We start from the raw sequence: 11143 nt of genomic DNA on the forward strand, positions 1-11143 counted from the left end.
GCGCCGCCGCGCGCGCGGCGCGGCGCGCCGGGCGGCGACGACGCGTCGCCGACCGACGGCGCGTGAGCATGGCTCAGGGGAAGACGCAGGTGACGCATGATCGGGGTCCCTCCGGTTGATGCGCGGGCACGAAAGCCTGCCCGCCTTTCAGCTTCGACGACATGCACCGTGCGCCACCGCGCACGGTGCGGACCGCATCACTTCTTGTAGCCGGCCTGGCGTACCGCGCGGTCGGCGGCGGCTCGGCCCGCGGCGAGCGCCTGGTCGACCGTCATCTGGCCCGCGACCGCACCCGCGATCGACTGGCCGACCACCGTGCCGAACGACTGGAATTCAGGAATCCCGACGTACTGCACACCCGTGTACGGCACCTTCTTCAACGACGGATCGTTCGGGTCGGCCGTCTCGATCGCCTTCAGCACGAAGTCCGAGAACGGCGCGGCGGCCTTGTACTCGGGGCGCTGATAGGTCGACGTGCGCGTGCCCGGCGGCACCGATGCCCAGCCCTCGTCCTTGCCGACCATCTCGATGTACTGCTTCGACGTTGCCCACGCGATGAACTTGCGCGCGGCGTCCTGCTGCTTCGACGTCTTCGGCACGGCCAGCGCCCACGCCCACAGCCAGTGCGAGCCCTTCGGCGTAGCGGCGACCGGCGCGGCCGCGAAGCCGATCCTGTCCGCCACCTGCGACTGCTGTTTGTTATAGAGCATGCCGGCCGCGACCGTCGCATCGATCCACATCGCGCACTTGCCCGATGCGGTCAGGGTCAGGTTCTCGTTGAAGCCGTTCGAGCTCGCTCCCGGCGGGCCGTCCTTCTTCAGCAGGTTCACGTAGAACGTGATCGCCTTCTTCCATTCCGGCGACGTGAGCTGCGCATTCCAGTTCTCGTCGAACCAGCGCCCGCCGAACGTGTTCACGACCGTCGACACGTACGCCATGTTCTCGCCCCAGCCGGCCTTGCCGCGCAGGCAGATCCCGTAGGTGCCCTTCGCCTTGTCGGTGAGCTTGTCCGCGAATTCGGCGATCTGGTCGTAGGTCGGCTGGTCAGGCATCTTCAGCCCCTTCGCCGCGAACAGGTCCTTGCGGTAGAACGTCATCGAGCTCTCGACGTAGAACGGCAGCGCGTACAGCTGGCCGTTGTACGACAGGCTGTCGCGCGCGGTCTTCACGATGTCGTTCAGGTCGTAGTCGGCGGGCAGGCCCGTCATCGGCGCGAGCCAGCCGCGCTTGCCCCACTGCGGCGTCTCGTAGGTGCCGATCGCCATCACGTCGAACTGGCCGCTGCCGGTCGTGATGTCGGTCGTCGCGCGCTGGCGCAGCACGTTCTCCTCGAGGATCACCCAGTTCAGCTTGATGTCCGGGTTCGCCTTCTCGAAGGCCGGCGACAGCTTCTTCAGCTCGATCATGTCGGGATTGTTCAGCGTCGCGATCGTCAGCGTGCCGGCGGACACGGCGCAGGCCGCCGTCGCGAGCGCGGCTCCGGCGAAGCAGCGTGCGGCGGCGTCGAGCATCTTTCGTTGCATGGCATGTCTCCTGTGTTTGTTCGAAGTGTCGTCGGTACTGCGTTTCCTTCGCGGCCCGTCATGCCGGCCGCTGCATTCCGCACGCGCGCGCATAGTGCGCGATCACGTCGCGTATCCGGTGGCGCACCCAAGCGCGCGGCGCTTTCGCGAGCCCGCCCGCGCGGCACGCCGCGTACACGTCCGGCAACCACTGCGCGACCAGCGTCTCCGGCACCGGCTGCCGCGCGAGGTTGTCGAACAGGTGCTCGACCGCGGCCGCGACGGCCGGCTGCAGCCAGTAGTAGCGGATCCGGTCGCTGTAGCTGAACTGGCGCGCGAGCCGCTGCTCGGTCTCGTCGCCGCGGTAATACGGTGCCCAGTGCTCGGGCTGCGCGCGCATCGCGGCATCGACGACATCGCGCAACCGCGAGCGCTGCGCGAGCTCGCCGATCAGCGCGTCCTCGATGAAGGTCAGCGCGAACAGCGCCTCGCGCAGCGCAAACGTCAGCGCGGGGCCGACCTTCAGCACCGCGAAGTGGTCGCGCACGAGCGCGGCGAGCGCGCCTTCGGTCTGGTAGTCGGTCGAATGCGCCTCGAACACGAGGCGCGGTGTCTTCAGGATACTCGCGCCGAGCGACGCTGCCTTCGCGCTGTCGTAGTCGAGCACGTGGCGGTCGTCGAAGTCGACGCCCGGCTGCGCGACGATCGCGACGACGCGCGTCCACGCGTCGTCGAGCCCGGCCGCCGCGAACGCGTGGCGGTGCGCATCGAGCGTCGCCGCGATGCTGTCGCTGCGCGTGACCGCGATCTGTGCGATCGCCGCGTCGCCGCCGCGGCCGCTGACTTCGCCGCCCGGCGTCGGCACCTCGGTGCCGATCACGTAGACCGGCGCGATGCCGGCGCGCACTGCCGCGTCTTCTGCCGCGCGGCACAGTTCGGCCGCGCGCGCGGCGATCGTGCGATCGTCGAGCCGCACCGGATCGTCCGCGCACGCCATGCTCGCATCGAGATGGATCTTTTCGAAACCGGCTTCGACGTACGCGGCGACCATCGCATCGGCCTCTCGCATCGCGTCGGCCGCGCGGCGATGCCGCCACGGGTTCGGGCCGAGGTGGTCGCCGCCGAGCACGAGCGCCGACGGTGCAAGCCCGCAACGCTGCGCGATCGCGTCGACGTCGCGGCGGAAATCGGCGGGCGTCATGCCCGTATAGCCGCCGAGATGGTTCACCTGGTTGCAGGTCGCCTCGATCAGCAACGGCGAACCATCGGCGCGGGCCGCTTCGCACGCGGCCTCCAGCACGAGCCGGTGCGCGCTGCAGATCGAATAGATGCCGCGCTGCGCGTCCGCGCGGTTCGCGTCGAAGATCATCCGCAGCACGGCGTCCGCATGCGCGGTGCGCGAACGCTCGGCAAAGGTCGTCAGGCCGGACATGCCATCCCTCGTTCGGTCAGGAAGCGGTCGATCTCGGCCGCGCTGCTGTTACCCTCCATCGGGCCGCGCCGCGTGACCGCGATCGCCCCGGCCGCGTTCGCGCGGCGCAGCGCGACATCGATCGGCACGCCCGCGACGAGGCTCGCGACCAGCGTGCCGCCGAAGCAGTCGCCGGCGCCGGTCGGATCGACTTCGTCGACCTGAAACGCCGGCGCTTCGGCTCGGTTCGCGCGGTCGAATGCGACGCTGCCTTGCGCGCCGCGTTTCAGCACGACACGCTCGAGCAGCGGATGCGTCGCGAGCAGGCCCGCGATCGCGCGCTCGACCGGCTGCGGCCCGCAGAAGAACGGCAGGTCGGCTTCGCTCGGCAGGAACAGGTGGCACGCGGCGAGCATCGCGTCGAGTGCCGCCCGCATCGGGCGAAAGCTCAGCATTTCGGGCCGCACGTTCGGATCGAACGACACCTTCGCGCCGGCGCGCGCGGCCTCGATCACGCCGCGCTGCACCGCCGCGATCGCCGATTCGCTCGTCAGCGACGAGCCCATCACGTGGAAGTAGCGGCAGCCGTCGAACATCGCGGTATCGACGTCGGACGCATCGACGCACGCGGCCGCACTGGTGGACAGCGTAAAGACGAAGCTGCGCGAACCGTCGTCGTGGTACGCGACGAACGCGGTGCCGGTCGGGCGGGCGACGCGGCGGATGCGCGCGACGTCGACACCGTCGCGTTCGAGTCGCGCGACGATCGCATCGCCGAACGCGTCGCGGCCGACGCAGCCCGCATACGCGACGCCTGCGCCGAGCCGCGCGGCCTGGTCGGCGAAGATCGCCGGCGCGCCACTCGGAAACGGCCCCTCGAACAGGCCCGGCGTATCGAAACCCTGGCCGCGCTCGGCGGCGACGAATTCGGCGAGCAGTTCGCCGGCGACGACGATCTCGGCCATCAGGCGTGCCCTCCTCGTTCGACGACGGCCGCGGCGTGCGGCGATGCCGCTGCGTCTTGGGCCGGCCGGCAGGTGGCGCGTGCGAGCGGCGCCATATCAGCTCATCCAGTTGCCGCCGTCGACGTTCAGCGTCTGGGCGGTGATGTAGTCGGCGTCGGACGACGCGAGGAACAGCGCGGCGCCCGTCAGGTCGCCCGGCACGCCCATGCGGCCGAGCGGCACGGCTTCGCCGACGAGCCGCTTCTTCTCGCCGAGCGGCCGGTTCTCGTAGCGCGCGAACAGCGCGTCGACCTGCTCCCACATCGGCGTATCGACCACGCCCGGCGCGATGCCGTTCACGTTGATCCGGTGCGGCGCGAGCGCAAGCGCGGCCGACTGCGTGTAGCTGATCACCGCGGCCTTGGTCGCGCAGTAGTGCGAAACGAGTGCCTCGCCGCGACGCCCGGCCTGCGACGACATGTTGACGATCTTGCCGCCGCGCCCCTGCTCGACCATCCGCTGTGCGACGGCCTGCATCAGGAAGAACAGCCCCTTCACGTTCACCGAGAAGAGCCGGTCGAACACGTCCCACGATTCGTCGAGGATCGGGCGCATGTCGAACAGCGCCGCATTGTTGAACAGGATGTCGACGCCGCCGAAGCGCTCGACCGCCGTGGCGACGATGCGCTCGATGTCGTCGCGGCGCGTGACGTCCGCGGTGACGGCCGCCGCGCGGCCGGGATTCGCGTCGATGAGCCGCGCGAGCGAGCCGCCCGCCGGCTTCAGGTCGACGAGCACGCAACGCGCGCCCTCGTCCAGATAGCGTTGCGCGACCGCCTCGCCGATGCCGCTTGCGGCGCCCGTCAGGATCGCGACCTTGTCTTCCAGTCTCACTGGCTGTCTCCGGTTCGTTCTGCTTGACGACGGCTGCGAGGTGAGCGAACGCTCGCCAGCCGATCAATTGCTCTGTTAGTGATCGAATGATCGGTTACGCGATTCGCGCTGTCAAGGCGACGTGACGGCTTTCTATGATGCGCTGCGGCACAACGGCGCATCGCGGCGGCCCGCCACGCACGCCCGGCAAGGCGCGACGCGCGCGGTGCGCCGCGGTCGGATCGGCGATGAAGGGGACGGAGCGACGACGGAAAGAGGAATTCGCGCTGCACGGCGCGGCGATACGTTATATCATCGCCGTACTTTGTTTCATCGCCCTGCTTCACGCCATGGCTACCTCATCGCCCATCGACGCCCGGCTGTCCCGGGCCGACGCATTCGCCGCCGAGCACGGGCTCGCGTGGACGCCGCTGCGCCGCCAGGTCTACGAACGCGTGCTGGCTGCGCAGCGCCCGATCGGCGCGTACGACCTGCTCGCCGAACTCGAGCCGCAGCGCGGCCGCGTGCCGCCCACGACCGTCTATCGCGCGCTGGATTTCCTCGTCGAGCACGGCTTCATCCACCGCATCGAATCGAAGAACGCGTTCTTCGCGTGCTGCGAGATCGGCGTGCCGCACGAAGGCCAGTTCCTGATCTGCGATTCGTGCGGCGACACCGTCGAGATTCCCGGCGGCGACCTCGCGAAGCAGTTGTCCGCGAGCGAGCCCGCGCACGGTTTCGAAGTCCACCACCAGGTCGTCGAGCTGAGCGGCCTGTGCGGGCACTGCAAGCGCAAGCCCGCACAACGCTGACGCGCATCGCGCGGCGCCCGTGCCGCGCCTTCCATCGAGGAGTTTCATGTCCATTGCCCTGAAGCGCGCGCCGCGGCGCGCCCTGTCGCCTGTCCGCTGGCTCACCGCCGCTGCCGCCGCCCTGTCGCTCGCGGCGCCTGCGTTCGCGCAGGCCGCGACCGTCAACGTCGTGGCCGCCGAGAATTTCTACGGCGACGTCGCGTCGCAGATCGGCGGCAGCCATGTCGCGGTGACGAGCATCCTCAGCAATCCGGACCAGGATCCGCACCTGTTCGAAGCGAGCCCGAAAACGGCCCGCGCGCTCCAGCACGCGCAGGTCGTGATCTACAACGGCGCCAACTACGATCCGTGGATGGGCAAGCTGCTCGGCGCGTCGAAGCAGGCGAAGCGCGCGACGATCGTCGTCGCCGATCTGGTCGGCAAGAAGGCCGGCGACAACCCGCACCTGTGGTACGACCCGGCGACGATGCCGGCCGCCGCGCACGCGATCGCGGCCGAGCTCGGCCGCGCCGACCCGGCGAACAAGGCCGAATACGATGCGAACCTGCAGAAGTTCGTCGCGTCGCTGAAGCCCGTCGACGACAAGGTCGCCGCGCTGCGCGCGCAGTACAAGGGGCTGCCGGTCACGGCCACCGAGCCGGTGTTCGGCTACATGTCCGACGCGATCGGCCTCGACATGCGCAACCAGCGCTTCCAGCTCGCGACGATGAACGACACCGAGGCGAGCGCGCAGGACGTCGCCGCATTCGAGAACGACCTGCGCAAGAAGCAGGTGCGCGCGCTGATCTACAACAGCCAGGCCGAAGAACCGATGACCAAGCGCATGCTGAAGCTCGCGCGCGACGGCGGCGTGCCGACCGTCAGCGTCACCGAGACGCAGCCGGCCGGCAAGACCTTCCAGCAATGGATGGCCGGCCAGCTCGACGCGCTCTCGGCCGCACTGGCCGCCGGCAAGCAATAAGCGACCCTAACGACATGACCGACACTCCTCACGCCCTCGCCGTCGATCGCGTCACGCTCGAACTGGGCGGGCGCACGATCCTGCGCGACGTCAGCTTCTCGATCGAACCCGGCGAATTCGTCGGCGTGCTCGGGCCGAACGGCGCGGGCAAGACCACGCTGATGCGCGCGGTGCTCGGCCTCGTGCCCGTGTCGGCCGGCACCCTCTCCGTCGGCGGCGTGCCGGTCGTGCGTGGCAACGCGTCGATCGGCTACATGCCGCAGATCCGCAGCGGCCTCGCGAACCGCCGGATGCGCGGCTACGACTTCGTCGCGATGGCCGCCGACGGCCACCGCTGGGGGCTGCCGCACGCGAACGCGGCGACGCGCCGCGACGTCGACCGCGTGCTCGATCTCGTCGGCGGCCCGACGCTCGCGCGCCGGCCGCTGTCGGAACTGTCCGGCGGCGAGCGGCAGCGCCTGCTGCTCGCGCAGTGCCTGCTCGGCAGCCCGAAGCTGCTGCTGCTCGACGAGCCGCTGATCAGCCTCGACCCGAACCACCAGCGCGGCGTCGTCGAGCTCGTGCGCAACGTGCAGCGCGAGCTCGGCATCACCGTGCTGTTCTCCGCGCACGAACTGAATCCGCTGCTGAACGCGCTCGATCGCGTGCTGTATCTCGGCAACGGCGTCGCGGCGCTCGGCACCGTCGACGAGGTGATCACGAAGCCGGTGCTGTCGCGGCTCTATGGTTCGCCGATCGACGTGATGCGCGTGAACGGCAAGATCTTCGTGATGTCGGGCGACGTCGAGATCGAGAAGCACGACCACGAACACGAGGACGACGGTCACTCGCACGGCGGTGGCGGCGGCCACGGCCATCACCACCACGGACACGCTCATCCCGGGCATTCGCACGATGTTTGAATACGACTTCATGATCAACGCCTTCGCGGCGTCGGGGATCGTCGCGGTGCTCGCGGGCATCGTCGGCTACTTCCTGGTGCTGCGCGGGCAGACCTTCGCCGGCCACGCGCTGTCGCACGTCGGCTTCACCGGCGCGACGGGCGCGGTGCTGCTCGGCATCTCGCCGATCTGGGGGATGGTCGGCTTCACGCTCGCGGCCGGGATCGGGATGGGCGCGCTCGGCGAGAAGCTCGCGGGCCGCGACGTCGCGATCGGCGTGATCCTGTCGGGCGCGCTCGGCTTCGGCCTGCTGTTCCTGCATTTCTATACGTCGTTCGCGACGCAGGTCACCGCGCTGCTGTTCGGCAACGTGCTCGCGGTGAGCCACGACACGCTCGCGGTGCTCGCGGGCATCGGCGCGGTGAGCCTGCTCGCGCTCGCACTGATCGCGCGGCCGCTGCTGTTCGCGTCGCTGCAGCCCGAACTGGCCGAAGCCAAGGGCGTGTCGCTGCGCACGGTATCGATGCTGTTCCTCGCGGTGTGCGCACTCGCGGTGGCCGCAGCAACGCAGATCGTCGGCGTGCTGCTGGTGTTCACGCTGCTGGTCGGGCCGGCTGCCGCCGCGCAGAACGTGACGACGCGGCTGTCGACCGGCGTGCTGCTCGCCGCGCTGTTCGCGTTGTTCGAAGCGTGGCTCGGCATCGTGCTCGCGTATCACACCGACTGGCCGACGAGCTTCTGGATCACCGCGCTGTCGGCGCTCGTGTACGGCGCGAGCCTGTTGCGGCGCCACTGATCGCGGCCCTGCGACGAAAACAAGAACGCCGGCATGCCCGAGGGCAGCGCCGGCGTTTTTTTGTGCGCTCGCGATCGTGCGGCGCCGTGTGTGCGTTACCTGCTTCCCTTCCCGCTCATCGTGCGAGCACGCGCGCGTGATGCGCGATGTGATCGGCGATGAACGTCGAGATGAAGTAGTAGCCGTGGTCGTAGCCCGGATGGCGGCGCAGCGTCAGCGGCTGGCCGGCCTTCGCACAGGCGGCTTCGAACACGTCCGGGTTGAGCTGGTTCGCGAGGAACTGATCGGCGAGGCCCTGATCGACGAGGATGCCGTCCGCGAACTTCGGCGCATCGGCGCGCGCGACGAGCTCGCTCGCGTCGTGTGCCTTCCACGTTTCGCGATCGGCGCCGAGGTAGCCCGAGAACGCCTTCTCGCCCCACGGGCAGCGCGTCGGCGCGGCGATCGGCGCGAACGCCGACACCGACCGGTACAGGCCCGGATGGCGCAACGCGAGCGTCAGCGCACCGTGCCCGCCCATCGAGTGACCGAAGATCCCGAGCCGCGCGCCGTCGATCGGCAACTCGGCCGCGACGCGCTCGCGCAGCTCGCCCGTCACGTACGACTCCATCCGGTAATGCGCGGACCACGGCGCTTCGGTCGCATCGACATAGAAGCCCGCGCCGACGCCGAAGTCCCACGCTTCCGTCTCGCCCGGCACGCCCGCGCCGCGCGGGCTCGTGTCGGGCATCACGAGCGCGATGCCGTGCTGCGCCGCGTATTGCTGCGCGCCGGCCTTGATCGCGAACGTCTCGTCGGTGCACGTGAGCCCCGCGAGATAGAACAGCGCCGGCACGCGGCCGTGCGCAGCCTGCGGCGGCAGGTACACCGAGAACTTCATCGGCAGGCCGATGGCCGCCGAATCGTGACGGTAGAAACGCTGCTCGCCGCCGTGGCACGCATGCGAGGAAACGAGTTCGAGCATCGCGGTGCGCTCCCGGTCAGTACAGCACGACCGAGCGGATCGACTCGCCGGCCTTCATCAGGTCGAAGCCTTCGTTGATCCGCTCGAGCGGCAGCGTGTGCGTGATCAGGTCGTCGATGTTGATCTTGCCTTCCATGTACCAGTCGACGATCTTCGGCACGTCGGTGCGGCCGCGCGCGCCGCCGAATGCCGAGCCCTTCCATTCGCGGCCCGTCACGAGCTGGAACGGACGCGTGCTGATTTCCTCGCCGGCTGCCGCCACGCCGATGATGAACGACTGGCCCCAGCCCTTGTGCGTGCACTCGAGCGCCTGGCGCATCAGCTTCACGTTGCCCACGCATTCGAACGAGTAATCCGCACCGCCGTCGGTCAGTTGCACGATGTGGTCGACCACGTTCTCGACTTCGTTCGGGTTGATGAAGTGCGTCATCCCGAACTTCTTCGCGAGTTCGACGCGCTTCGGGTTGATGTCGACACCGATGATCTTGTCCGCGCCGACCATCTTCGCGCCCTGGATCACGTTCAGGCCGATGCCGCCGAGGCCGAACACGACGACGTTCGCACCGGCCTCGACCTTCGCCGAGTACACGACCGCGCCGACGCCCGTCGTCACGCCGCAGCCGATGTAGCAGATCTTGTCGAACGGCGCGTCCTCGCGCACCTTCGCGACCGCGATCTCCGGCACGACGATGTAGTTCGAGAACGTGGACGTGCCCATGTAGTGGAACAGCGGCTTGCCGTCGAGCGAGAAGCGCGACGTCGCGTCGGGCATCAGCCCCTTGCCCTGCGTCGCGCGGATCTTCTGGCACAGGTTGGTCTTGCGCGACAGGCAGAACTTGCACTCGCGGCATTCCGGCGTGTAGAGCGGAATCACGTGGTCGCCCTTGCGCAGGGTGCCGACGCCGGGGCCGACGTCGACCACGACGCCCGCGCCTTCATGGCCGAGGATCGCTGGGAAGATCCCTTCCGGATCGGCACCCGACAGCGTGTAGTAGTCGGTGTGACAGATGCCCGTCGCCTTCACCTCGATCAGCACTTCGCCTGCGCGCGGCCCTTCCAGATCGACTTCCTCGATCGTCAGCGGCGCGCCCGCCTTCCATGCAATCGCTGCTTTCGTCTTCATCGTGTGACTCCTGTCTGTGTGTGAGGTCGGCCCGGGTTGGCGCGTCAGCGCTCGTGTCGACCGGCGTGGTGCCTGAGCACGGACGCCCGTCCCCTGCTTCGCACCGGGTTCCATGCAAAGCTGTCGAAACCGCGCCGCGCGGCATCGCGCACGGCACGGCGAAAGAATCTCGTGCTCGCCATGATGGCGGGTCCGGCCGCGCATCGCGTGCGGGAAACGGTCACCGGCTTGCCACGATGCGTCATCGCTGACGCAAAAGAACAAGTGTTCGAGTTTAAACGCCCGTCGTGAACCATGCATCCGTACGTGCATACAGATCGACGAAACGCGCGTGGCGCGCGGCCAGCATGCGATCGTCGTGCGGCTCGGCAACCGGCGACGCGGCCGGCGCCAGCGCGTGCAGCGTGTCTTCCCGCCAGTGCCCGATCGCGACGCCCGCGAGCAGCGCCGCACCGCGCGTCGCGGCGTTCGGGCAATCGATCGCGTGGAGCGACGCGCCGAGCGCGTCGGCAAGCAGCTGGCGCCAGCGCGGGTCGACCGAGCCGCCGCCCGCGAGACGCAGCGTCGTCACCGGGTCGCTGCGATCGGCGTCGCGGATCGCATCGAGCCCGGCGCGCAACGCGAACGCGACGCCTTCGAACGCGGCGCGCATCATCGCTCCGCGAGTGTCGCCGAGCCCGAGGCCGAGCCAGCCGCCGCGCGCATCGGGATTCATCCACGGCGAACGCTCGCCCGTCAAATACGGCAGGAAGCACAGCCGTTCCGACGCAGCCTGGGCAAACGCATCGTCATACGCATCGGCCCACTGCGCGTAGCCGAGCCAGCCACGTACGGCTTCGAGCGCGAGCCCGACGTTCTGCATTGCGGCCATCGTGT

At 69.2% G+C, this 11143-nt stretch carries 11 protein-coding genes and 1 pseudogene; 4 read left to right on the forward strand and 8 right to left on the reverse strand.

The features are described from left to right. The 5 genes and pseudogenes from G3N64_RS36035 to G3N64_RS36055 form a co-directional block, all read right to left on the reverse strand. A pseudogene (locus G3N64_RS36035) lies at positions 1-98 on the reverse strand (sugar ABC transporter permease); the annotation flags it as partial. A 99-nt stretch (positions 99-197) separates the two neighbouring features. Then, a complete protein-coding gene (locus tag G3N64_RS36040; RefSeq protein ID WP_205788410.1) occupies positions 198-1523 on the reverse strand; it encodes a sugar ABC transporter substrate-binding protein in 1326 nt (441 codons plus the stop codon). Positions 1524-1581: 58 nt separating this feature from the next. Beyond that, positions 1582-2934 (reverse strand): D-tagatose-bisphosphate aldolase, class II, non-catalytic subunit, encoded by a 1353-nt coding sequence (locus G3N64_RS36045; protein WP_205788411.1) that lies wholly within the window; start codon positions 2932-2934, stop codon positions 1582-1584. Beyond that, positions 2922-3878 carry a sugar kinase gene (locus G3N64_RS36050; RefSeq protein ID WP_205788412.1) on the reverse strand — a complete coding sequence of 319 codons (957 nt, stop codon included), beginning with the start codon at positions 3876-3878 and terminating at the stop codon, positions 2922-2924. The genes G3N64_RS36045 and G3N64_RS36050 overlap by 13 nt, the downstream gene beginning before the upstream one ends. Before the next feature lie 96 nt (positions 3879-3974). Further along, positions 3975-4751, reverse strand: a complete 777-nt coding sequence (locus tag G3N64_RS36055) for an L-iditol 2-dehydrogenase (RefSeq protein WP_205788413.1) — start codon at positions 4749-4751, stop codon at positions 3975-3977. A 329-nt stretch (positions 4752-5080) separates the two neighbouring features. Here G3N64_RS36055 and G3N64_RS36060 point away from each other — a divergent pair, with 329 nt between their 5' ends. Genes G3N64_RS36060 through G3N64_RS36075 form a run of 4 tightly spaced genes read left to right on the forward strand, consistent with a single transcriptional unit; the run spans position 5081 to position 8180 of the window. Beyond that, entirely contained in the window at positions 5081-5542 is a 462-nt protein-coding gene (locus G3N64_RS36060; protein ID WP_006483754.1) for a Fur family transcriptional regulator, read from the forward strand. A gap of 46 nt (positions 5543-5588) precedes the next feature. Continuing rightward, a complete protein-coding gene (locus G3N64_RS36065; protein WP_205788414.1) occupies positions 5589-6503 on the forward strand; it encodes a zinc ABC transporter substrate-binding protein in 915 nt (304 codons plus the stop codon). Between the two features lie 14 nt (positions 6504-6517). Further along, entirely contained in the window at positions 6518-7405 is an 888-nt protein-coding gene (locus G3N64_RS36070; RefSeq protein ID WP_205788415.1) for an ABC transporter ATP-binding protein, read from the forward strand. Continuing rightward, a complete protein-coding gene (locus tag G3N64_RS36075; RefSeq protein ID WP_027789245.1) occupies positions 7398-8180 on the forward strand; it encodes a metal ABC transporter permease in 783 nt (260 codons plus the stop codon). The genes G3N64_RS36070 and G3N64_RS36075 overlap by 8 nt, the downstream gene beginning before the upstream one ends. Positions 8181-8295: 115 nt before the next feature. On the opposite strand, the gene fghA is transcribed toward G3N64_RS36075, so the two are convergent. The 3 genes from fghA to G3N64_RS36090 form a co-directional block, all read right to left on the reverse strand. Next, complete coding sequence (gene fghA / locus G3N64_RS36080; RefSeq protein WP_205788416.1) at positions 8296-9144, reverse strand: S-formylglutathione hydrolase; 849 nt, start codon at positions 9142-9144, stop codon at positions 8296-8298. A gap of 16 nt (positions 9145-9160) precedes the next feature. Next, on the reverse strand, positions 9161-10267 hold the full coding sequence (locus G3N64_RS36085; protein WP_011353045.1) for an S-(hydroxymethyl)glutathione dehydrogenase/class III alcohol dehydrogenase: 1107 nt from the start codon (positions 10265-10267) through the stop codon (positions 9161-9163). A 274-nt stretch (positions 10268-10541) separates the two neighbouring features. Beyond that, positions 10542-11143, reverse strand: a 602-nt coding sequence (locus G3N64_RS36090) for an FGGY-family carbohydrate kinase (protein WP_241021384.1), incomplete at its 5' end; no start/stop codon positions are given.

This window comes from Burkholderia sp. Ac-20344 (assembly GCF_017104975.1).
GTDB lineage: Bacteria > Pseudomonadota > Gammaproteobacteria > Burkholderiales > Burkholderiaceae > Burkholderia.